Annotated in this window: 20 protein-coding genes; 8 read left to right on the top strand and 12 right to left on the bottom strand. The window is 69.7% G+C overall.

Going from position 1 to position 21,704, the window contains the following annotated elements; all coding sequences use genetic code 11:
• Window position 1 precedes the first annotated feature (1 nt).
• The 4 genes from DDF62_RS04920 to DDF62_RS04935 form a co-directional block, all read right to left on the bottom strand.
• Window positions 2-505, bottom strand: coding sequence for a DNA-deoxyinosine glycosylase (locus tag DDF62_RS04920; protein ID WP_116488055.1), 504 nt, complete (start codon window positions 503-505; stop codon window positions 2-4).
• A complete protein-coding gene (locus DDF62_RS04925; RefSeq protein ID WP_116488056.1) occupies window positions 502-1,254 on the bottom strand; it encodes a 2OG-Fe(II) oxygenase in 753 nt (250 codons plus the stop codon). Before DDF62_RS04925 ends, DDF62_RS04920 begins: the two co-directional genes overlap by 4 nt.
• Before the next feature lie 5 nt (window positions 1,255-1,259).
• A complete protein-coding gene (gene purB, locus DDF62_RS04930; RefSeq protein ID WP_116488057.1) occupies window positions 1,260-2,570 on the bottom strand; it encodes an adenylosuccinate lyase in 1,311 nt (436 codons plus the stop codon).
• Window positions 2,571-2,780: 210 nt separating this feature from the next.
• Entirely contained in the window at window positions 2,781-4,274 is a 1,494-nt protein-coding gene (locus DDF62_RS04935; RefSeq protein ID WP_116488058.1) for a spinster family MFS transporter, read from the bottom strand.
• 217 nt (window positions 4,275-4,491) lie between these two features.
• Here DDF62_RS04935 and DDF62_RS25510 point away from each other — a divergent pair, with 217 nt between their 5' ends.
• A complete protein-coding gene (locus tag DDF62_RS25510) occupies window positions 4,492-4,665 on the top strand; it encodes a hypothetical protein (RefSeq protein ID WP_165832174.1) in 174 nt (57 codons plus the stop codon).
• 100 nt (window positions 4,666-4,765) lie between these two features.
• Here the strand turns inward: DDF62_RS25510 and DDF62_RS04940 are convergent, their stop codons facing one another.
• Window positions 4,766-6,100 (bottom strand): spinster family MFS transporter, encoded by a 1,335-nt coding sequence (locus tag DDF62_RS04940; protein ID WP_116488059.1) that lies wholly within the window; start codon window positions 6,098-6,100, stop codon window positions 4,766-4,768.
• A gap of 94 nt (window positions 6,101-6,194) precedes the next feature.
• Here DDF62_RS04940 and DDF62_RS04945 point away from each other — a divergent pair, with 94 nt between their 5' ends.
• Window positions 6,195-6,812, top strand: a complete 618-nt coding sequence (locus tag DDF62_RS04945) for a glutathione S-transferase family protein (protein ID WP_116488060.1) — start codon at window positions 6,195-6,197, stop codon at window positions 6,810-6,812.
• 192 nt (window positions 6,813-7,004) lie between these two features.
• Here the strand turns inward: DDF62_RS04945 and DDF62_RS04950 are convergent, their stop codons facing one another.
• From DDF62_RS04950 to DDF62_RS04960, 3 genes are read right to left on the bottom strand one after another with little or no spacing between them, the layout of a single operon-like run.
• Window positions 7,005-7,655: a glutathione S-transferase family protein gene (locus DDF62_RS04950; protein WP_116488061.1), complete on the bottom strand. Its 651-nt coding sequence runs from the start codon at window positions 7,653-7,655 to the stop codon at window positions 7,005-7,007.
• A gap of 45 nt (window positions 7,656-7,700) precedes the next feature.
• Complete coding sequence (gene meaB, locus DDF62_RS04955; RefSeq protein ID WP_116488062.1) at window positions 7,701-8,684, bottom strand: methylmalonyl Co-A mutase-associated GTPase MeaB; 984 nt, start codon at window positions 8,682-8,684, stop codon at window positions 7,701-7,703.
• A 9-nt stretch (window positions 8,685-8,693) separates the two neighbouring features.
• Window positions 8,694-9,011 carry a heavy metal-binding domain-containing protein gene (locus DDF62_RS04960; RefSeq protein ID WP_116488063.1) on the bottom strand — a complete coding sequence of 106 codons (318 nt, stop codon included), beginning with the start codon at window positions 9,009-9,011 and terminating at the stop codon, window positions 8,694-8,696.
• A gap of 175 nt (window positions 9,012-9,186) precedes the next feature.
• Between DDF62_RS04960 and DDF62_RS04965 the strand changes: the two genes are divergently transcribed.
• Both DDF62_RS04965 and DDF62_RS04970 read left to right on the top strand, forming a co-directional pair.
• Window positions 9,187-9,651, top strand: a complete 465-nt coding sequence (locus DDF62_RS04965) for a DUF4112 domain-containing protein (RefSeq protein WP_116488226.1) — start codon at window positions 9,187-9,189, stop codon at window positions 9,649-9,651.
• A gap of 32 nt (window positions 9,652-9,683) precedes the next feature.
• Window positions 9,684-10,139, top strand: coding sequence for a DUF4112 domain-containing protein (locus DDF62_RS04970; RefSeq protein ID WP_116488064.1), 456 nt, complete (start codon window positions 9,684-9,686; stop codon window positions 10,137-10,139).
• 4 nt (window positions 10,140-10,143) lie between these two features.
• Here DDF62_RS04970 and DDF62_RS04975 read toward each other — a convergent pair whose 3' ends face one another.
• The 4 genes from DDF62_RS04975 to DDF62_RS04990 form a co-directional block, all read right to left on the bottom strand.
• Entirely contained in the window at window positions 10,144-10,719 is a 576-nt protein-coding gene (locus tag DDF62_RS04975; RefSeq protein WP_116488065.1) for a Uma2 family endonuclease, read from the bottom strand.
• A 45-nt stretch (window positions 10,720-10,764) separates the two neighbouring features.
• Window positions 10,765-11,223, bottom strand: coding sequence for a hypothetical protein (locus DDF62_RS04980; RefSeq protein WP_133244892.1), 459 nt, complete (start codon window positions 11,221-11,223; stop codon window positions 10,765-10,767).
• Window positions 11,224-11,314: 91 nt separating this feature from the next.
• Window positions 11,315-13,471 (bottom strand): methylmalonyl-CoA mutase, encoded by a 2,157-nt coding sequence (gene scpA, locus DDF62_RS04985; RefSeq protein ID WP_116488067.1) that lies wholly within the window; start codon window positions 13,469-13,471, stop codon window positions 11,315-11,317.
• Window positions 13,472-13,474: 3 nt separating this feature from the next.
• Entirely contained in the window at window positions 13,475-14,917 is a 1,443-nt protein-coding gene (locus DDF62_RS04990; protein ID WP_116488227.1) for a methylmalonyl-CoA mutase subunit beta, read from the bottom strand.
• 181 nt (window positions 14,918-15,098) lie between these two features.
• Here DDF62_RS04990 and DDF62_RS04995 point away from each other — a divergent pair, with 181 nt between their 5' ends.
• The 4 genes from DDF62_RS04995 (at window position 15,099) to DDF62_RS05015 (ending at window position 21,654) form a co-directional block, all read left to right on the top strand.
• A complete protein-coding gene (locus DDF62_RS04995; protein ID WP_101712541.1) occupies window positions 15,099-16,106 on the top strand; it encodes an NAD(P)H-dependent flavin oxidoreductase in 1,008 nt (335 codons plus the stop codon).
• 93 nt (window positions 16,107-16,199) lie between these two features.
• Window positions 16,200-16,937 carry a DUF2793 domain-containing protein gene (locus tag DDF62_RS05000; RefSeq protein ID WP_116488068.1) on the top strand — a complete coding sequence of 246 codons (738 nt, stop codon included), beginning with the start codon at window positions 16,200-16,202 and terminating at the stop codon, window positions 16,935-16,937.
• A gap of 474 nt (window positions 16,938-17,411) precedes the next feature.
• A complete protein-coding gene (locus DDF62_RS05010) occupies window positions 17,412-17,987 on the top strand; it encodes a TMEM165/GDT1 family protein (RefSeq protein ID WP_116488070.1) in 576 nt (191 codons plus the stop codon).
• A gap of 73 nt (window positions 17,988-18,060) precedes the next feature.
• Window positions 18,061-21,654, top strand: a complete 3,594-nt coding sequence (locus DDF62_RS05015; protein WP_116488228.1) for a hydantoinase B/oxoprolinase family protein — start codon at window positions 18,061-18,063, stop codon at window positions 21,652-21,654.
• Window positions 21,655-21,704: the final 50 nt, after the last annotated feature.

The raw sequence follows: 21,704 nt of genomic DNA on the forward strand, positions 1-21,704 counted from the left end.
GCTACAGATAATCGCGCAGCGTCATCCACGCCTCGCGCTTGGCCTCGAACGCCATCGCCGCATGGGCGGGGCTGGAAGAGGGCAGGGGAACCAGCGCCAGGCGTTGGGCCCGCGAGGCCAGCAGGCGCGCCCCGGCCTTGGCCGCGGCGCCGCCGTTGAACGCCACCGCCCGCAGGCGCGGCAGGCCGTCGATCAGGCCGGTAAGGTCGTTGTCGGCGGCGTCCTTGATCGCCGCGTCCAGGCTGCCGGGCCGCACGGCCTCTGCGTGGACGTCCCACAGCCCGACGCCGGCCGCCAGCAGCGTGGCCAGGCGCTCGTCATAGGGCTGGGCGGCCAGGTCGCGCTCGACCGCCGCGCCGATCAGCCGCCAGAAGCCATTGCGGGGATGGCCGTAGTATTGCGCGGCGGCCAGGGAGGCGTCTCCGGGCAGGCTGCCCAGCACCAGCACGCGCACGCCGGCGTCGACGACCGGAGGAAAGCCGCGCTTGCGGGCCTCTCCGGTCACGCCTGGCGGGGCTTGCCGGCCGGCGGGCTGTCCTTGAGCCAGCCGGTGACCATCAGCCGCGGCGCGCCGGCATAGGGCGCCACGGGGGCCACCGAGTGCTGCCTGGGCACCTTGAAGATGGTCATGGTGTTGAAGGCGGGCGCAAAGCCGCGCTCGATGTCGCCCAGGTCGTCGTGGAACAGCAGCTGGCCGCCCCAGTCGCTGCGCCATTCCCGGGTCAGGCTGATGGTGTAGGCGGCGCGGCGGTCGCCCTCGCCGGTGTCGTCGTGGCGGGTCAGGAAGTCGCCCGGCCGATAGAGCGTGGCCTGGGCGTCCAGCTTGGTGATCCCAGGCTCGCCGATCACCTGGGCGCCGAAGGCGATCATCTCCGGCCCGTTGAGGAAGTCGGTCAGGTCGTGGATCGGATGGCCCGGATTACGCCCGGTGAGGTAGGCGTTGATCATCGGGTAGCCGAGATAGACATAGGCGAAGCCGGTGCGGGCCCGCAGGGTGGCGGCCTTCAGCTTCTCGCCGATCGCGGGGCCGCCCAGGCGCTGCACCGTCGCGCGGTCAAGCACCTCGGCCTTGCCGGTCTCGGTGGAGCAGATCACGTCCCACTCGATGCCCTGTTCGAGCATGCGGGCCAGGAGGTCGGCCACGGCCGGCTCGAACAGCCCCGGGATGCGGACCATGCCGTCCCGGGCATAGGCGGCCGCGAGGGCCGCCGGATCCAGCGCCGGATTGAGACGAAGGATCGGCGGCTCGCTCAACGGGATCAGGCCTGTTCGCCGAAGACGCGCTTGAAGATCACGTCGACGTTCTTGGTGTGGTAGCCGAGGTCGAACAGATCCTCGAGCTCGGTGTCGGTCAGGGCCTTGGAGACCACCGCGTCGGCCTTCAGGAAGTCGAGGAAGCGGCCTTCGCCGCGCCACACCTTCATGGCGTTGCCCTGCACGGCGGCGTAGGCGTCTTCGCGCGACACGTCCTTGTGCGTCAGGGCCAGCATGACCCGCTGCGAGAACACCAGGCCCCCGAGCTTGTCGAGGTTCTTGGCCATGTTGTCGGGATAGATGTTGAAGCGCTCGATCACGCCGGCCAGGCGGCGCAGGGCGAAGTCGAGGTGGATGGTGGCGTCCGGACCGATGCCGCGCTCGACCGACGAGTGGCTGATGTCGCGCTCGTGCCAGAGGGCGACGTTCTCCATCGCCGGCACCACGGCCGAACGGACTAGGCGAGCCAGGCCAGTCAGGTTCTCGGTCAGGATCGGGTTGCGCTTGTGCGGCATGGCCGACGAGCCCTTCTGGCCCGGATCGAACGGCTCTTCGGCCTCCAGCACTTCGGTGCGCTGCAGGTGGCGGATCTCGGTGGCCAGGCGCTCGATCGACGAGGCCACGACGCCGAGCGCGGCGAAATAGGCGGCGTGACGGTCGCGCGGGATGACCTGGGTCGAGACCGGCTCGACGGCCAGGCCCATCTTGTCGGCCACGTGCTGTTCGACGCGCGGATCGACATTGGCGAAGGTGCCGACGGCGCCCGAGATCGCGCAGGTGGCGATCTCGAACTTGGCCATCGCCAGGCGCTCCTTGGCGCGCTGGAACTCGGCGTAGTAGCCGGCCAGCTTCAGGCCGAAGGTGATCGGCTCGGCGTGGATGCCGTGGCTGCGGCCGACGCAGACGGTGAACTTGTGCTCCAGCGCGCGGCGCTTGAGGGCGGCCAGGACCAGGTCGACGCCGTCCAGCAGCAGGTCGGTGGCGCGCGACAGCTGCACGGCGAAGCAGGTGTCCAGCACGTCGCTGCTGGTCATGCCCTGGTGCAGGAAGCGGGCCTCGGGGCCGACGATTTCCGACACGTGGGTCAGGAAGGCGATGACGTCGTGCTTGGTGACGCGCTCGATCTCGTCGATGCGGTCGCTGTCCCAGACCGCGTCGCGGCCCTTCTCCCAGATGGTCTCCGCGGCGAGCTTGGGGATGACCCCAAGTTCGGCCATGGCGTCTGCGGCATGGGCCTCGATCTCGAACCAGATCTTGTACTTGGTCTGGCTGGACCAGATGGCGGCGGCTTCGGGGCGGGCGTAGCGGCTGATCATGGGCCGGGGGTTTCGTCGCGTGAGGCCGCTGAGTCAAGGGAAGCGGGTTATTACTTAGGAGGACGGAGATCCTCCCCCTGAAGGGGGAGGTAGCCCGGAGGGCCGGTGGGAGAAGGTTCCGACGAGCTGGCGAACCCGTCGAAGGGAGTGGTCACATCCCCCTCCGTCGGCTTCGCCGCCACCTCCCCTTCAGGGGGAGGATTTCGCACCTCACCCCCGCGACTTCATGTGCTTGACCATGCCGATCGCCGCCAGGGCGTAGTGGACGCCGGCCCAGGCGTAGAAGCAGAGCGAGACGATGATGCCCTGCTGGGTGGCGCGGGCCATGGCGCCGCCGCAGGCCTTGGCCGCCTCGATCGCCGCGCCCTTGGGAGCGATCCCGCCGGGGCAGGCGGCGGCGAAGTCGATCGGGCCGGGCGAGAACATGCCGCCGAGCGCGGTGAAGATGCCGCCGGCCTGCGGGTGGTTGAAGTGGAAGCCGGCCAGGTGGTCGATCAGCCAGCCGGTGAACACCGGCCCGCCGCCCAGCGCGATCAGGTTGAGGAAGAAGAACAGCAGGGCCGTGGCCGTGGCCCGGCGGCGCGGCTCCACCGAGTTCTGCACCACGCCGAAGGTCGGGGCGAGATAGACGTAGTGAAAGACGCCCGGGATCAGCAGGATCAGGGCCGTCATCTGCCACTCGGTCTGCAGGTAGGCGATGATGTAGATCGGCGTGCAGAGAATGAGGCCGATGGCCGGCGTCAGCGCGTACCACTTGGCGCTGCGCTTGCCGGCCCAGTCGCTGAGGAAGCCGCCGACCAGGGTGCCGACGCCGGCCGAGAAGCCGCCGATCAGGCCGACGATCAGGCCGACCTGCGCCAGGCCCAGGCCGAAGGCGCGCACGAAATAGGGCGGCACGAACGCGCCCGAGCCGTAGGAGCCGAACGAGGCGATGGTCACGCCCAGCACCATGTGCAGCACCGGCCACTTGCCGAACAGGATCTTGGTCACGGCCCAGAGCTCGGAGAACTCCTGCTTCAGCGAGAAGGCCGGCTTGGCGGGTTCGACCGGAGTGACGGCCTCCGGCTCCAGCGGCGCCTCGACGACGTCGGAATGGCCGCGCGGCGGTTCCTTGACGACGAGCTTGACCAAGATGGCCAGCAGGATGCCCGGCAGGCCGACGATGACGAAGGCCGCCCGCCAGGACAGTTCCTGGGCCAGCCAGCCGCCGGCCACCGCGCCGAACATCGTGCCCAGCGGAATGCCGAAGCTGTAGATCGACAGGGCCGAGGCGCGCTGCTTGGGCGCGTAGTAGTCGCTGATCAGCGAGTGGCTGGGCGGCGAGCAGCCGGCCTCGCCGACGCCGACCCCGAAGCGGTAGAGCGCCAGCTGGGCGAAGCTGGCCGCCGTGCCGCACAGCGCGGTGAAGCCCGACCAGATGACCAGCGAGATCGAGATGATGCTGACCCGGTTCCAGCGCTCGGCCAGGCGGGCGATCGGAATGCCGAGAATGGTGTAGAGCAGGGCGAAGTAGAGCCCGCCCAGGAGGCCAAGCTGGGTGTCGGTCAGGTGCAGGTCGACCTTGATGGCCTGGCCGATGGTGGCGATGATCGTGCGGTCGATGAAGTTGAAGGTGTAGGTCGCCAGCAGGAGCGCCAGCACCGAGGCCTTGTATCCCTTGGAATAGAGCGGCCGATCGCCGCCCGGCGCACGCGCCTGGCCCATACTGACTCTCTCCCTTCAAACGTTTGTTCTATTTGCGCCGACTGTGACCCAACGGCAGGGGGAGCGCCACCCCCTTTTCGAAGCTTCGGAATGGTGGCGGCTTTGCGGCGCGCGGATGAACCGCAGATAACAGGAGAGGGCGGGAAGGTTCAGGAAAGCGAGCGCCTACTGGCGTCACAAAAGGCCGGTCGAACGGCCGCCGCGTCGGAGGTCTCCCATGCAAGCCGCCCCCCGCAAGACCCAGCAGGAAACGCCCGCCCAAGAGGCGCAGATCGTCTCGCTGGCGCAGTTCAACCACGCCCGCTCCATGAAGGCGCTGGAGCGTTGGGACACGCGCGTTCCCGCCGACCCGTACCCCTTCGCTTACTGTTTCCCGAGGTCGGATCGCTAAACAAGATCCTCCCCCTGTGGGGGAGGTGGCGCGAAGCGCCGGAGGGGGGACGTTCTCAGCTTCCAAGGCGTTGGAAGTCACTCCCCCCACCGATCGCGCATCACCCCACCATGTCCTCGCGGATTGTCTTGCGGGCCGCCCAGAACAGCGCGAACGCCACCAGGCCGAACATCGTCGAGACGATCAGGGCCCAGCGCACGCCCTGCGCCTCGCCCAGGCCCATCGGTCCGGCGAAGAGGTCGCTGAGCGCGCCGACGGCCACGGGACCCAGGCCAAGGCCGATCAGGTTGATGACGAACAGCAGCACGGCCGAGGCGGTGGCCCGCATCGACGGGTCGACGATGCTCTGGGCCGTGGCGTAGACGGGTCCGTACCACAGCGTGCCCAGCAGGATCGGGATGGTCAGGATGCCGATGGCGGCGGTCACCGAGTCCAGGCTGACGGCGGCGATGTAGAACGGCAGGGTGACCAGCGAGGCGATGGCCGGCACGGTGACGTAGGCCCGCAGGTCTTTCGCTCCCAGTTTGTCGGCCAGCTGCCCGCCCAGCCAGGCGCCGATGACGCCGGCCGAGCCGCCGATCAGGCCGAGCGCCAGGCCCAGGAAGCCGGCCGACTTCAGCCCGAACTGCGCGGCCAGGGCGGCGACGTCGGCGCCGTGGTTGCGGAAGAAGTACGAGGCGATGAACGGCGCCTGGCCATAGCCGACGAAGGCCTTGATCGAGGCGGCGAAGGCCACCAGCCAGAAGGTCTTCTTGGTCATCAGAACGGCGAGCGCCGCCCCGAAGCTGACCTGGTGGGCGGCGCGGCCGGCCAGATCGGCGGCCAGCTGCCTGCGCGGCTCGACCAGGGTGAAGGCGGCGATGATCGCGAACAGCACGCCCGGCGCGCCGGCGACCATGAAGGCCGCCCGCCAGCCGTAGGCGTCGGCGATCAGCCCGCCCATGGCCATGCCGGCCAGCGTGCCCAGCGGCGTGCCGATCGAATAGAAGGCGATGGCGCTGGCCCGCTTTTCCTTGGGCACATAGTCGGTGATCAGCGAGTGGGCCGGCGGGGTGCAGCCGGCCTCGCCGACGCCCACGCCGATGCGGGCGGCGATCAGCTGCCAGACGTTCTGGGCGAAGCCGCACAGCACGGTGAAGGCGCTCCAGGCCAGGATCGAGGCGGCGATGATCCTGGGCCGGTTCTTGCGCTCGGCCAGGCGCGCGATCGGGATGCCGAGCACGGTGTAGAAGATCGCGAAGGCCAGGCCCGTCATCATGCCCAGCTGCCAGTCGGCGAGACCGAGATCTCGCTTGATCGGCTCGGCCAGGATGTTGACCACCTGCCGGTCGAGGAAGTTCAGCGTGTAGATGATCAGCAGCACCCAGAGGGCGTAGCGGCGGTAGCCGCTGGACACAGGCGCGATCACCGGCGACGGGGTGGCCGTCTCCGCCATGGGCGTTCCTCCTCGAACAGTTGTTCTAATCGTTGAGGCGACTGTAGACGCGCGTTAAGCCGGAAGGCCAGTCTGCATCGAACAGGAGACCGACATGGAACTCGTCATCGGCACCAAGAAGTGGTCGACCTGGTCGCTGCGCCCCTGGCTGGTGCTCAAGCGGATCGGCGTCCCGTTCAAGGAGATCGAGATCGAGCTGCGGCGCGGCGACGCCACCGAGGCCGACATCGCCAAGCACTCGCCCAGCAAGCTGGCGCCGGCCCTGAAGGACGGCGACCTGGTGGTCTGGGACTCGCTGGCGATCTGCGAGTACCTGGCCGAGAAGTTCCCCGAAGCGAAGCTGTGGCCGACCGATCCCGAGCTTCGCGCCCTGGCCCGCTCGGCGGCGGCCGAGATGCATTCGGGCTTCTCGTCGCTGCGCGGCGAGTGCCCGATGGACCTTGGCCTGATCAAGCACGCCGACCTGTCGGAAGCCACCCAGAAGGACGTGCGCAAGATCACCGAGCGCTGGAACCAGCTCCTGAAGCGTTCGGGCGGGCCGTTCCTGCTGGGCGAATGGTCGATCGCCGACGCCTTCTACACCCCGGTCGCCACCCGCTTCCGCACCTACGGCGTGCACCTGTCGGACTACGGCGACACCGGCGCGGCCGGCGCCTATTGCGAGCGCCTGCTGGAGACGCCGGAGTTCCTGGCCTGGGAGGCCGGGGCCTAGGGGCCGTACTCAATTGCCTTGGCTATAAAGGTCGTCATCCCGGCCGGAGGTCCGCGTAGCGGGCCGCGGAGCCGGGACCCAGGGGCCACCGGCAGTGCGCCGGCCCCTGGGTCCCGGATAAGCGCATCGCGCTTTCCGGGATGGCGATCGGTGAGGTATTGATCCTAAAGGATTTTCTCTCCCGGTCGGACTTTAGGCCGTCGGGAAGAAGTGCATGTAGGGCTCGGCCTCACTCAGCGTCCGCGCATAGGAGGGACGGGCCTTCAGCCGTTCCAGATAGGCCGCCGCGTTGGGGCGCTGCGGCGCCAGCGGCATGACCTTGTCGGCGTAGAACATCGCCGGGGCGGCGGCGCAGTCGGCCATCGAGAACGCCTCGCCGGCGGCCCAGGCGCGGCCTTCCATGTCGCGCTCGACGATGTCGAGGGCGGTGGTCAGGTGGGCTCTCGCCTCGGCTAGGCCATGCGGGTCCTTGGCGTTCGCCGGCCGGATGCGGTCGTTGACGATCTTCTGCATCGGGACCTGCACCGACAGGTCGAAGAACCGGTCACGCGCCCGCACCTCCAGCGCCAGGTCCGGATCCTGGGGGATCAGGGTGGCGGCGCCCGGATGATGGATCTGCAGGTACTCGATCAGGATCGAGCTTTCCGGCACGACCGCGCCGCGCCCGGTGTCTTCCAGCACCGGCATGCGGGCCATCGGCCATAGAGCCCGGAACGCCTCCGCCGAGGCCTGGTCGCCGAAGTCGACCATGCGCAGTTCGAACGGCAGGTCCAGTTCGTACAGCGCCACCAGCGCCTTGTGGCAGAACGACGAGAGTGGGTGGGCGTGCAGGATCAGCGCCATCGGTTTCCTCCGTTGGCGCATTGGCGCGGAAACGGAGGGCGTCGTCTACAGCCCGAACGCCTTCAGCAGCCGGTCGGCGGCGGCCGAGGCGGGCAGGTCGCCGGCCCGCACCGCATTCTCGGTTTCGCCGATCAGAGCGGCCACGGCCGGGGCGGCGCGGAAGGCTTCGGCCAAGCGGTCGTTGACTATGGCCCACATCCAGCGGGCGTCCTGGTCGGCGCGGCGGGCGGCTCTCGCGCCATTGGCGGCCATCACCTCGCGGTGGCGCTGGATCTGGCCCCACAGCGTGTCAAGCCCCTCGCCGGTCAGGCCCGAGGCGGTCAGCACCGGCGGCGTCCAGTCGCGATGGGCCGGCGTGAGGATGTGCAGGGCGTTGCGATAGTCGCGGGCCGAGCGCTCGGCCTTGGCAGGATCGGCGTCGGCCTTGTTGATCACCAGGAGGTCGGCCAGCTCGATCAGGCCCTTCTTGATGCCCTGCAACTCGTCGCCGCCGCCGGGGATCAGCAAGGCGACGAAGATGTCGACCATGTCGGCGACGACGGTCTCGGACTGGCCCACGCCCACGGTCTCGACGATGACCACGTCGAACCCGGCCGCCTCGCACAGCAGCATGGCCTCGCGGGTCTTGCGGGCCACGCCGCCCAGGGCGCCGCCGGACGGGGAGGGGCGGATGAAGGCGTTCGGATCGACGCTCAGGCGCTCCATCCGCGTCTTGTCGCCGAGGATCGAACCGCCGTGGCGGCCGGACGACGGGTCGACCGCCAGCACCGCCACCTTGTGGCCGTCGGCGGTCAGGGCGCAGCCCAGGCTCTCGATGGTGGTCGACTTGCCCGCGCCCGGCACGCCGGTGATCCCCACGCGCTGGGCGCGGCCGGTATGGGGCATCAGGCGCTGGAGAAGCTCGCGCGCCGCGGCCTGGTGATCGGCGCGGCGGCTCTCGACCAGGGTGATGGCGCGGGCCAGGGCCGCGCGCTCGCCGGCCAGCAGGCGGCGTTCGAGATCGGCGATGTCGAGGACGGGCGCAGACACGCCCCCGACTTAGAGGACGACCGCCGTGCCGGAAACCGAAACCATCATCATCTGCCCGTTGGGGCCGACGGTGTTGTAGTCGAGATCGACCGCCAGGATGGCGTTGGCGCCGACCTTCTCGGCTTCCTTGGCCAGGTTCTTCAGGGCGTCTTCCCGAGCCCTGGCCAGCACCCGCTCGTAGGAACTGGAGCGACCGCCGATGAAGTCGCGGATCGAGGCCAGCAGGTCGAGCACGACGTTCGCGCCCAGGATCGCCTGGGAATAGATCGCGCCCTTGTATTCCTTGACCGGACGGCCCTCGATGAACGGGGTGGTCGAGATCAGCATGCCTGCGGGTCCTTCGATCGATGGCGCATAGTTAAGCATAAACGGGGCGCGCCGCGAGGGGCTCCGGCGTTGCGCGCATGGCGATAAGGCGAAGTTTCCCCCCTGGCGGGAAACCGGCTTCCGGCAAGCCTGGCCTTGAGGCAGATTGCCCGCGCTGAAGCTGGGGGGCTGGCCGTTGTTCTTCGCCAAATCGCATCTCGACCTGCACAACATCCGGGGCAGCGTCGAGCGCACGGTCAAGCTGTCCGACAATATCGTCGGCGTCGGGCCCGTGGGCATCGGCCTGGACGGCATCCTGGCCTGGTTCGGCGGGGCGGGCTCGCTCTACTCGCTGGGCGCGGGCGGGGTGCTATTGTTCGACGGCGTGCGGGCCAGGGCCGCGCCGATGGTGCTGATCCAGATGACCGCGGTGCTGCTGATCGACGCCCTGCTGCCGCTGGGGCCGCCGGGCCTGGGCGCGGTGGCCGACACCCTGTTCACCGGCCAGAAGTGGGCCGGCGGCATGTTGATCAAGCACATGGACGACACGATCTACTTCGAAGGGACGCGCAAGGAAGCCCAGGCCACGGCCGAGTATCGCGACCTGCTCGAGCGGATCCGGTCGGGCAAGGAAAAGCGCCGGGTGGTGTTCCTGGGCTGACAACCAAGCTTGCGGCGAGGCGTTGAGACCACATGACCGACGATGCCGTCCTGCAAGGCGAAGTAATCGATGAGGGGCCCGCCGGCCATCGACAGCGGGCGCACAAGGCTTGGCGCAACGCCGAGACGATCAAGCGATTGTCGGACCGGCTGATCGGCGTCGGCCCGATCGGCATCGGCCTCGACGGCGTGCTGGCCTGGGTGCCGGGCGCCAACACCGCCTACAGCCTGGGCGCGGCGGCGGTGCTGGCCTATCACGCCTACCAGGCCCGCGCGTCGCTGCCGACCGTGGCGCGGATGGCCGCCTACATGCTGTTCGACAGCTCGACCAGCGCCGTGCCCGTCGTCGGCTGGGCGATCGACACGCTGTTCCCCGGCCACCTGATGGCGGCCAAGGCCCTGCAGAAGGACATCGAGGCCCGCCACGGCGCGCCCGAGGACGTCGACCTCAAGCGTCGGAAGAAGAAGACGAAGGCTGGAAAGCGCTAGTTGGTCAGCGGATCGGCGGCAGGTCGGCCAGGCAAAGGCTGAGTTGCGGCAGCACCACCGAGGTGATCGTGTCGCGCGCCGAATAGCGCACGACGTCGCGATAGACGCCGCCGCTGAGGCTGCGGTGCACGACGATCTCGGCGCTGTTGACGTCCACGACCCAGTAGTCTCGCACGCCATGCTCGGCGTAGAACTCGGCCTTCACCGAAAGGTCCTTGGCCATCGTGCTTTGGGCGACTTCGATGACCAGGCCGACATTGCGCCCGTCGATCGTGTTCAGCGGTAGTCGGGCGTCATAGACATAGAGATCGGGATCCGGCGCATAGGTCGCCGAAAGCCGCAGCGTCGAGTCCACGATCACTTCGATCGCCTGTCCGGCTTGAGCCAGGAACGCCTTGGCGATCTGCATCTTGACGCGCGTGTGCTCGGCGCCTTCCGAAGCCATCTCGACCAGCCCCCCGTCGATCAGCTCCACCCTGGCGTCGGCGTCGAGGATGCCGGCGTCCTGCATGCGCAGGACGTCTTCCAGCGTGAACCGGTGCGGTTCGGAGGTTTCGAGCGCGCGGGCCAGGGCGTTCATGTACGCGACGATAGCACGGCCTCGGCGGCGCGTAACGCTGTGCGGTCAGAGCACCAGGCGGCCGCGGGGCGACGGGGGCGCGGGTTTCAGCATCCATTGCCGGCCGTAGGCGATCCACCAGACGGTCAGGCCGTTCAGCAGGCCGACAATGGTGCAGAGCGGCCAGGCGATCGGCAGGCCGAAGAAGAGCCCGTCGCGGAAGGCGAACCAGGCGACGCCCGCGCCGATGGCCAGGCCGGCCAGGGCGGCGGCCCACGGATGATGCTGGTCGATCTGGTCGAGGATAGCCCAGGTCGCCAGGCCGGCGGCGACGTAGGGCCAGCCCAAGATCAGGCCGAACACCGGCGCGGCCAGCATGGCGTTGAAGGGCTCGCCGTCGATCTCCGAGCCGCCGGGGACGAACAGGCCGTACATCGCGCCGAGGGTCATCGATGGCGCCAGATGGCTGAACAGGGCGCCCACGATCACCCGTGGCATGGTCGTCCGCGTCTTCGCCCGTCGCATGTCGCCCTCCTCGCTGTTGGCGAGGGCCAGGGGAAGGCGCGGCCGTGCAGCCCGCACGGCGCCTGCGATGGAGAAGCGATGCAGGCCGTCGCTAGGCCGCCTCGCCCTGGGTGTAGCCCAGCTGCTTGTTCAGCTTGTCGAGCAGTTCGATCACGGCTTCGGCGATCACCGTGCCGGGCGGGAAGATCGCCGCGGCGCCGGCGTCGCGCAGGGCCTGGAAGTCCTGCGGCGGGATCACGCCGCCGACCACCATCATGATGTCGGCGCGGCCCTGCTTGCCGAGCTCCGCCTTCAGTTCCGGGGCCAGGGTCAGGTGACCGGCCGCGAGCGAAGACGCGCCGACGATGTGGACGTCGTTCTCTACCGCTTGGCGGGCGGCCTCGGCCGGCGTCTGGAACAGCGGGCCGATGTCGACGTCGAAGCCGAGGTCGGCGAAGGCGGTGGCGATCACCTTCTGGCCGCGGTCGTGGCCGTCCTGGCCCATCTTGGCGACCAGGATTCGTGGGCGGCGGCCGTCGGCCTGGGCGAAGGCCTCGACCATCGCCTTGGCGCGGGCGGTGGTGGGGTCGGAACCGGCTTCCTTCATGTAGACGCCCTGGATCGACTTGATCTCGGCCCGGTGGCGGCCGAACACCCGCTCGAGCGCATCGCTGATCTCGCCGACCGTGGCCTTGGCGCGGGCCGCGTCGACGGCCAGGGCCAGCAGGTTGCCGGTTCCCCGCGCGCCGTCTTCCAGCGCCTTCAGCGCCGCTTCCGTGGCCGCCGGATCGCGCTCGGCCTTCAGGCGGGCCAGCTTTTCGAGCTGCTGGTTGCGCACCGAGCTGTTGTCGACCTTCAGCATCGGGATGACGTCGGCCACTTCGGGCTTGTAGCGATTGACCCCCACCACGCTCTGGCGATTGGAGTCGATGCGGGCCTGGGTCTTGGCGGCGGCTTCCTCGATGCGCAGCTTGGGGATGCCCTGCTCGATGGCCTTGGCCATGCCGCCAGCGGCCTCGACCTCCTCGATGTGGGCCAGGGCCTTGACCGCCAGGTCGTGGGTCAGGCGCTCGACATAGAAGCTGCCGCCCCAGGGGTCGGCGACGCGCGTCGTGCCGCTTTCCATCTGCAGGAACAGCTGGGTGTTGCGGGCGATGCGGGCCGAGAAGTCGGTCGGCAGGGCCAGGGCTTCGTCGAGCGCGTTGGTGTGCAGGCTCTGGGTCTGGCCGTTGACGGCGGCCATGGCCTCGACGCAGGTGCGCGAGACGTTGTTGAACACGTCCTGCGCCGCCAGCGACCAGCCCGAGGTCTGGCTGTGGGTGCGCAGGGAGAGCGAGCGGTCGTCCTTGGGCTCGAACTCGCGCTTCATCAGGCGGGCCCATAGCAGGCGCGCGGCCCGCATCTTGGCCACTTCCATGAAGTAGTTCATGCCGATGGCCCAGAAGAAGCTCAGGCGCGGCGCGAAGGCGTCGATGCTCATGCCGGCCGCGACGCCGGCCCGGGCGTACTCGATGCCGTCGGCCAGGGTGTAGGCCAGCTCCAGGTCGGCCGAGGCCCCGGCTTCCTGCATGTGGTAGCCGCTGATCGAGATCGAGTTGAACTTGGGCATGTTCGCCGAGGTGAAGGCGAAGATGTCCGAGATGATCCGCATCGAGGGCGCGGGCGGATAGATGTAGGTGTTCCGCACCATGAACTCTTTGAGGATGTCGTTCTGGATCGTGCCCGAGAGCTTGTCGGGCGAAACGCCCTGTTCCTCGGCGGCGACGATGTAGAGCGCCAGGATCGGCAGCACCGCGCCGTTCATGGTCATCGACACGCTCATCTTGTCGAGCGGGATGCCGGAAAACAGCGTGCGCATGTCGAGGATCGAGTCGATGGCGACGCCCGCCATGCCGACATCGCCCTTCACCCGCTCATGGTCTGAGTCATAGCCGCGGTGGGTGGCCAGGTCGAAGGCCACCGACAGGCCCATCTGACCGGCCGCCAGGTTGCGGCGGTAGAAGGCGTTCGAATCCTCGGCCGTGGAGAAGCCCGCGTACTGGCGGATCGTCCACGGGTTGGTGGCGTACATGGTCGGGTAGGGGCCGCGCACGAAGGGCGCGACGCCGGGGCGGCCGTCGGTGAAGTCCAGGCCAGCCGCGTCCTGCGCGGTGAAGGCGGGGGCGACGTCGACGCCTTCGGGCGTGCTCCAGGCCTTGCCGGCGGCGGGCGCGGCGGCGGGCTGGGGCGCCTCGAAGGCGATGTCGGCGAAGTCGGGGAACTTGCTCACGGCTCAGGCTCCCTCGAAGGCGGCGGCGAAGCGGATGGGCGTCAGGGCCGGGCAGCGGCTGTCGGGGCCGGGCAGGCGTGGGTCGGGACCGTCGACGGCGAAGGCGGCCGGATCGGGCGTCTCGACGTCCGGCGTCTTGTCGTCGGCGTTGGGGAAGGCGGTGACGCCCAGGATCTTGCGGCTCTTGTCGGCGAAGGCCGCCTCTTGCCCCTCACGGGTTTCGGCGACCATGTCGGCGATCAGGCCGCTTTCCAGCGCCTTGACGATCCCGCCGTCGGCCTCGATGGCCTGGAAGCCGCCCCAGGCGGCGCGGGCCAGCTGGTCGGTCAGGGTGTCGAGGTACCAGGCGCCGCCGGCCGGGTCGGCGACGCGGCCCAGGTGGCTTTCTTCCATCAGGACGAGCTGGGTGTTGCGGGCCTGGCGGCGGGCGAAGGCGGTCGGCAGGCCGATGGCGTCGGTGAAATTGCCCAGCACCACCGTGTCGGCCCCGCCTACGGCGCCGGCGAAGCCGGCGGCGGTCAGGCGCAGCAGGTTGGTCCAGGCGTCGGCCCGGGCCAGCATGCGCCGCGACGAGCGGGCCTCGATGCGGGCGGGGAGGTCGACGCCGCAGGCGCGGGTCAGCTGCGCCCACAGCGAACGGACGGCGCGCACCTTGGCCACGCCCGTGAAGTATTCGCCGTCGAGGCTGACACCCAACGCGATGCGCGACCACGCGTCTTCCATGGACAGACCCGAGCGGACCAGGGCCTTGGCGTAGGCGACGGCGCTGGCGGCCATGACCGCCAGTTCCTCGGTGTTGGAGCCGCCGGCCTCGTGCACGGCGCGGCCGCTGGCCAGGAACAGGCTGGCGACGGCGTAGGTTTCGGCCAGGCGCGCGCCGACAGTGGCGGCGCTAAACAGGTGGCTCTCGATCGGGCCGGGGCTGACGCCGGCCTGCATCCAGGCGGTCAGCGGGTCCATGTGGAAGGAAAGCGGCGCGTTGGGCGCGGCCTTGGCCAGGCTCGCCAGCCAGTCGGCGGCCTTGGGGCCCAGGAACCCGGCGTCCAGCGCCACGGGGGCGAGGTCGAGCAGCACGCCGTCCAGCACGCGGGCCAGGTCTTCGCGGGAGCCGACCGCGACGCCGGCCTGGCCGCTCGGATCCAGCGCCAGAAGCACCGAGGCCGCGCCGTTCTCCAGGTCCTTCAGGATCTCGGCGTTGGCGTGCTTGGCGTCGGGGTGGGCGACGCGGGTGCGCAGGTCCCAGGGACGGTCGACGTCGCGGGCGCGCAGGTCGCGGGCCACGGTCACGGCGTCTTCGGCGGTGTAGAGCGGGCGGATGGCGACGCCGTCCGGCGTGGCGCGCGTCAGGGTCTCGTCGAAATCGGCCCCCTTCAGGGTCTTTTCGACCAGTTTCAACCACTTGGCCTGGGCCAAGGCTTCGTCGGGCGGGCCGAAGTCGTCGGCCAGTTGGGCGGGCGCCTCGCTCACGACGGGGTTCTCCTGCGGTGCGGCATTCTTGTATTTTGACGCAGTTGCGCGCCTGCCGCCACGGAGGTCAAGCGCTTGCAAGTCCCATGAACAGGCGTTTAAGCTAACGCTGTTAACATGCGCGGCGCGTGACGTCGCGGAACGAGGAGACCCCCGTCCCATGGCTCTGCCGCCCATCCTGCGTGACCGTCTGCGCCTGCCGGTGATCGCCTCGCCGCTGTTCATCATCAGCAATCCGGACCTCGTGATCGCCGAGTGCAAGGCCGGCATCGTCGGCTCGTTCCCGTCGCTGAACGCCCGCCCGCTGTCGCAGCTGGACGAATGGCTGGCCCGCATCACCGAGGAACTGGCCGCCTGGGACAAGGCCCATCCGGACATGCCTTCGGCCCCGTTCGCCGTGAACCAGATCGTCCACAAGACCAACAACCGGCTCGAGCAGGACATCGAGCTGTGCGTGAAATACAAGGTGCCGGTGGTGATCACCTCGCTGGGCGCGCGCGAGGACCTGAACCAGGCGATCCACTCGTACGGCGGCATCACCCTGCACGACGTCATCAACGACCGCTTCGCCCGCAAGGCCATCGAGAAGGGGGCCGACGGCCTGATTCCCGTGGCGGCCGGGGCCGGCGGCCACGCGGGGGCGATCTCGCCCTTCGCCCTGGTGCAGGAGATCCGCACCTGGTTCGACGGCCCGGTGGCCCTGTCGGGCGCCATCGCCAGCGGCCGCTCGATCCTGTCGGCCCAGGCCATGGGCGCGGACCTGGCCTATATCGGCTCGGCCTTCATCGCGACCGAAGAGGCCAATGCGCCCGAGGCCTACAAGCGGACGATCACCGAGGCCAACGCCAGCGACATCGTCTACTCGAACCTCTTCACCGGCGTGCACGGCAACTATCTGCGCCAGTCGATCGTCGCCGCGGGCCTGGACCCCGACAACCTGCCGGAAAGCGATCCTTCGAAGATGAGCTTCGGCTCGGGCGGCAACCAGGACGCCAAGGCCTGGCGCGACATCTGGGGCTCGGGCCAGGGCATCGGCGCGATCAAGGAAGTGCTGCCGGTCGCCGAACGCATCGCGCGCCTGGCGGAGGAATATGAGGACGCAAAGGCCGAACTGGCCGCCAAGACCGCGCTGACGGCCGGCAACCGCCTGGCTTTCGCCGCCGAATAGGACGGGGACAGACCCGGGGACGAAGGCGGCTTCGTCCCCGGCGACTCCGGCGCGGCGATCCTTGGCGGGTTCGAAACCCGCCAGGAGCGCCTCATGTCCGACGCCGCCACGCCCCGTCTTTCGCTGCCCTACGTGGCCGCGGGGCAAGCCCAGAAGCACGTCACCGTCAACGAGGGTCTCGCGCGCCTCGACGGCCTTGTGCAGCCCTGCGTCATCAGTCGCGTGACCACGGCCCAGCCGGCCAACCCTGCCGACGGCGCCATGTGGATCCGTCCCGCCGTCGCGACCGGCGCCGACTGGGCGGCCGCGCCCGCCCACGGCCTGATGCGCTTCGAGGCCGGGGCCTGGGAGGCGATCACGCCCGCCGCCGGCTTCACCGCCTGGATCGCCGACGAGGGGCAGCTGGCCGTGTTCACCGGCTCGGCCTGGGTCGCGCTGTCGTCGACCTTCCGGAGCCTGACCGCCGCCCGCTCGCCGTTCGGCGCCGACGTCCGCGTCGAGATCGTCGAGGCCGAGGCGACTTTGAGCGGCGCGTCGGTGAACACGGGGGCCGTCATCCCCGCCCGCTCGATCGTGCTGGGCGTTTCGACCCGCACCAGCGCGGCCGTCACCGGCGCGATCTCCTACAGCTGCGGAATCGCCGGCGAGACCGGCAAGTTCGGCAGTTCGCTGGGCGTCGCCTTGAACGCCAGCAACATCGGAGTCGTTGGCCCCACGGCGTACTACGCCGACACGCCGGTGGTGCTCACCGCGGCCGGCGGCAGCTTCGTTTCCGGCAAGGTGCGGGTGGCGATCCAGTTGCTGCGGTTCGAAGCGCCGGCGGCGGTGTAGCGGGCTCGCCCCTTACTCCCGTCATTCCCGCCCTTGTGGCGGGAACCCCTGGTTCCGCTGACACGTGAGATGCAAGCGGCGTGCTAAGCACGCCGCCACATCCGCCCTTGCGCGGCTGATAGAGGGGTTCCCGCCACAAGGGCGGGAATGACGGGAGTTGAGAGGAGAGCGGATCCGCCCGTTGCTCCCCGCCAGCCGACCACTCCGCAACTTGCGAATGGCTCTCTGCTTGATCCTGAGGGCGGCTCCGGCTAAACGCCCCGCATCCCTTGGGGAGTAGCCGCCCGCGCCTATCAGCGGGGCCCGCCGTCAACATACTTGGTCTTCTTGCCTTTCGAGGGAAGAGCCATGGCGCGGGCGAAGGAAGCACCGACAGCTTTCTTGGCGAGACCAATGGCGTCGTTTTCCGTCCGGGCTGGGCGGGGAAACGGTCGCTGTTGTCTTGTCTGCGCTCGGCCCCGCAACGGTGTTTCAATGGAATCTCTGCTCGTCTCGACCCTGGTCGTGGCCATCGCCGAAATCGGCGACAAAACCCAGCTGCTGGCCATCATCCTGGCCACGCGGTTCAAGAAGCCGGTCCCGATCATCCTGGGCATCCTGGTCGCCACCCTGCTGAACCACGCCCTGGCGGCGCTGGCCGGTTCGCTGGTCGCCCAATACCTGCAGGGCGCCTGGTTCCAGTGGCTGATCGCCATCTCGTTCATCGCCATGGCCGCGTGGGCGCTGATCCCCGACAAGGCCGACGACGAGGACGGCGGGGCCGTGGGCCGCTACGGCGTGTTCGCCACCACGGCGGTGGCCTTCTTCCTGGTCGAGATGGGCGACAAGACCCAGATCGCCACCGTGGCCCTGGGCGCCCAGTTCCACAACGTCACCCTGGTGGCCGCCGGCACGACGTTGGGCATGATGCTGGCCAATGTGCCGGCCGTGTACCTGGGCGAGGCCGCCACGAAGATCGTGCCTCTGAAGTATGTGCGGATCGGCGCGGCGCTGATCTTCCTTGGCTTGGGCCTGTGGGGGATCGCGAGCCTGCTGGGCCTCTTCGGGTAATGACGTAGGCGGGGGCGGGAGCTATTCACGGGTCGAACGATCCGGAGTCTCCCGCCCCATGACCCAAGACACGCTGTCCGCGACCGGCTGGGAATTCTGGATCGATCGCGGCGGCACCTTCACCGACATCGTCGCGCGCCGGCCGGATGGTCGCCTCGTCACCCACAAGCTGCTGTCGGAGAACCCCGAGCAGTACGAGGACGCCGCCGTGGCCGGGGTTCGCGCCCTGCTCGACCAGGGCGGCGGCGGGAGCGTCGAGGCGGTGAAGATGGGCACCACGGTGGCCACCAACGCCCTGCTCGAGCGCAAGGGCGAGCCGACGGTCCTGGCGATCACCAAGGGCCATGCCGACGCCCTGCGCATCGGCCAGCAGGCCCGGCCCAGGCTGTTCGACCGCAACATCATAAAGCCCGAGGCCCTCTACACCCGCGTCGTCGAGATCGACGAGCGCGTCGGCGTCGACGGCGAGGTGGTGCGGCCGCTGGACGAAGCCGCCGCGCGCGAGGGGCTGCAGGCCGCCTTTGACGCCGGCTTCCGCACCGTGGCGATCGTGCTGCTGCACGGCTTTCGCTTCACCGACCACGAGGCCAAGGTCGCCGCCATCGCCCGCGAGGTGGGCTTCACCCAGGTCTCGGCCAGTCACGAGGTCAGCCCGCTGATGAAGCTGGTCGGGCGGGGCGACACGGCGGTGGTCGACGCCTACCTGTCGCCGATCCTGCGCCGCTATGTCGACCAGGTCGCCTCGCGCCTGGGCGCGGAGACGCGGCTGTTCTTCATGCAGTCGAACGGCGGCCTGACCGACGCGCGGGCCTTCCGCGGCAAGGACGCCATCCTATCGGGTCCGGCCGGCGGCGTGGTGGGCATGGCCAGGACGGCGGCCGAGGCGGGCTTTTCCCGCGTCATCGGCTTCGACATGGGCGGCACCTCGACCGATGTCTGCCACTATGCCGGCGAGTACGAGCGGGCCTACGAGACGGTGGTGGCGGGCGTGCGGATGCGCGCGCCGATGATGAACATCCACACGGTGGCGGCCGGCGGCGGCTCGATCTGTTCGTTCGACGGCGCGCGGCTGCGGGTGGGCCCGGCCTCGGCCGGGGCCAATCCGGGTCCGGCCTGCTACCGGCGCGGCGGACCGCTGACGGTGACCGACTGCAACGTCATGCTGGGCAAGCTGCAACCCGAGTTCTTCCCGTATGTCTTCGGTCCGAACGCCGACCAGCCGCTGGACCGCGACGTGGTCGTGCAGCGCTTCGAGGCCCTGGCCGTCGAGATCGAAGCGGCGACGGGCCGGGCGATGAGCCCGGCGCAGATCGCCGAGGGCTTCCTGACCATCGCCGTCGAGAACATGGCGAAAGCCGTGCGGCAGATCTCGATCCAGCGCGGCTACGACGTCACCCGCTATGTCCTGGCCTGCTTCGGCGGGGCGGGCGGGCAGCATGCCTGCCTGGTGGCCGACGCCCTGGGCATGAAGACGGTGATGATCCACCCGTTCGCCGGCGTGCTCAGCGCCTACGGCATGGGCCTGGCCGACCTGCGCCTGCTGCGCGAGACCACGGTGGAACTGCGCCTGGACGAAGCCGCCGCCGTGCTGCCGGCCCGCGCCGCCGCCCTGGCGACCGAGGCCGAAGCCGCCCTGCGCGCCCAGGACGCGCCGCTGGTGACGGTCGAGACCGAAGCGGCGCTGCTGGTGAAGTACGCCGGCACCGACACGCCGCTGCGCGTTCCGCTGACCGACGCCGACGGCGTCAAGGCGGCGTTCGAGGCGCTGCACCAGCGGCGCTTCGGCTTCGTCTCGCCGGCGACCCCGCTGGTGGTCGAGACGCTGAGCGTCGAGGCGATCGGCCATGCCGACGCCGGGGCCGAACCGGGTTTTGAGTCCGGCGCGTCCAAGGGGGCGCCGGTCGCCCTGACCACGGCCGACATCCGCATGGCCGGCGAGGTTCACGCGACGCCGGTGTTCGACCGCGAACGGCTTGCCGTCGACGCCGAAGTGTCGGGTCCGGCCATCATTCGCGAAGCCACCGGCACGACGGTGGTCGAGCCCGGCTGGCGGGCCAAGGTCGATCCGCACCTGAACCTGATCCTCGACCGGGTCGAGGCCCTGGCCCCCCGCCGCGCGGCCGGAACCAAGGCCGATCCGGTGATGCTGGAGGTGTTCAACAACCTCTTCATGGCCGTGGCCGAGGAGATGGGTTTCGCCCTGCAGAACACCGCCTATTCGGTGAACATCAAGGAGCGGCTGGACTTCTCCTGCGCCCTGTTCGACCGCGACGGAAACCTGATCGCCAACGCTCCGCACATGCCCGTGCACCTGGGCTCGATGGGCGACAGCGTGCGGGCCATCCGCGATGGCCGCAGCCATGACGGCCGGGGCATGAAGCCCGGCGACGTCTACATGCTGAACGCCCCCTATGCCGGCGGCACGCACCTTCCGGACGTGACGGTGGTCATGCCGGTGTTCGACACGGCCGGATCCTTGCTCTTCTACGTCGCAGCGCGCGGCCACCAGGGCGACATCGGCGGGATCACCCCCGGCTCGATGCCGCCGGGCAGCCGGACGGTCGAGGAGGAGGGGGTCCTCATCGAGAACTTCCTGCTGGTCGAGGGCGGCCGGTTCCTGGAGGCCGAGACGCGGGCGCTGCTGGCCTCCGGCAAGTGGCCGGCGCGCAATCCCGACCAGAACATCGGCGACCTCAAGGCCCAGGTCGCCGCCTGCGCCCGCGGCGCCGAAAGCCTCACCGGCCTCGTCGCCGAGTTCGGCCAGGAGGTGGTCGAGGCCTATATGGCCCACGTGCAGGACAACGCCGAGGAGGCCGTGCGCCGCGTGCTGGCCAGGCTGTCGGACGGCGCCTTCGCCTATGAGCTCGACGACGGCAGCGTCGTGAAGGTGGCCGTCACCGTCGATCAGGCCGCCCGCACGGCGCGGGTCGACTTCACCGGCACCAGCGACCAGGTCCCGACCAACTTCAACGCCCCGGCCTCGATCTGCCGGGCGGCGGCTCTGTACGTCTTCCGCACGCTGGTGGACGACGAGATCCCGATGAACGACGGCTGTCTGCGGCCGGTCGAGCTGGTCATTCCCGAGGGCTCGATGCTCAAGCCGCGCTATCCGGCGGCGGTGGTGGCCGGAAACGTCGAGACCAGCCAGGTGGTGGTCGACGCCCTCTATGGCGCGCTGGGCGTGATGGCGGCGGCGCAGGGGACGATGAACAACTTCACCTTCGGCGACGAGCGACGGCAGTATTACGAGACCATCTGCGGCGGGGCGGGCGCGGGGCCCGACTTCGACGGCGCCGACGCCGTGCAGACCCACATGACCAACAGCCGCCTGACCGATCCGGAAGTGCTGGAGAGCCGCTATCCGGTGCGGGTCGAGGCGTTCGAGATCCGCCGCGGCTCGGGCGGCGCCGGCGAGCATCGGGGCGGCGACGGCGTGGTGCGCACCATCGGCTTCCGCGAGCCGATGACCGTGACCTTGCTGTCGAACCGCCGCCGCGTGCCGCCGTTCGGCCTGCATGGCGGGGCCAGCGGAGCGCTGGGCCAGGCGCGGATCGAGCGGGCGGACGGCGGCGTGCAGGCCTTGGCGGCCACCGACGAGGCCCAGGTCGCGGCCGGCGACCGGGTGGTCATCGAGACGCCGGGCGGCGGGGGCTGGGGCAAGGGCTGAGCCTTTCGCCGCCTCATCCCGCGCGCTAAGCATCCTCGAACGCAAGAGAG

This window comes from Caulobacter radicis (assembly GCF_003094615.1).
Lineage (GTDB): Bacteria > Pseudomonadota > Alphaproteobacteria > Caulobacterales > Caulobacteraceae > Caulobacter > Caulobacter radicis.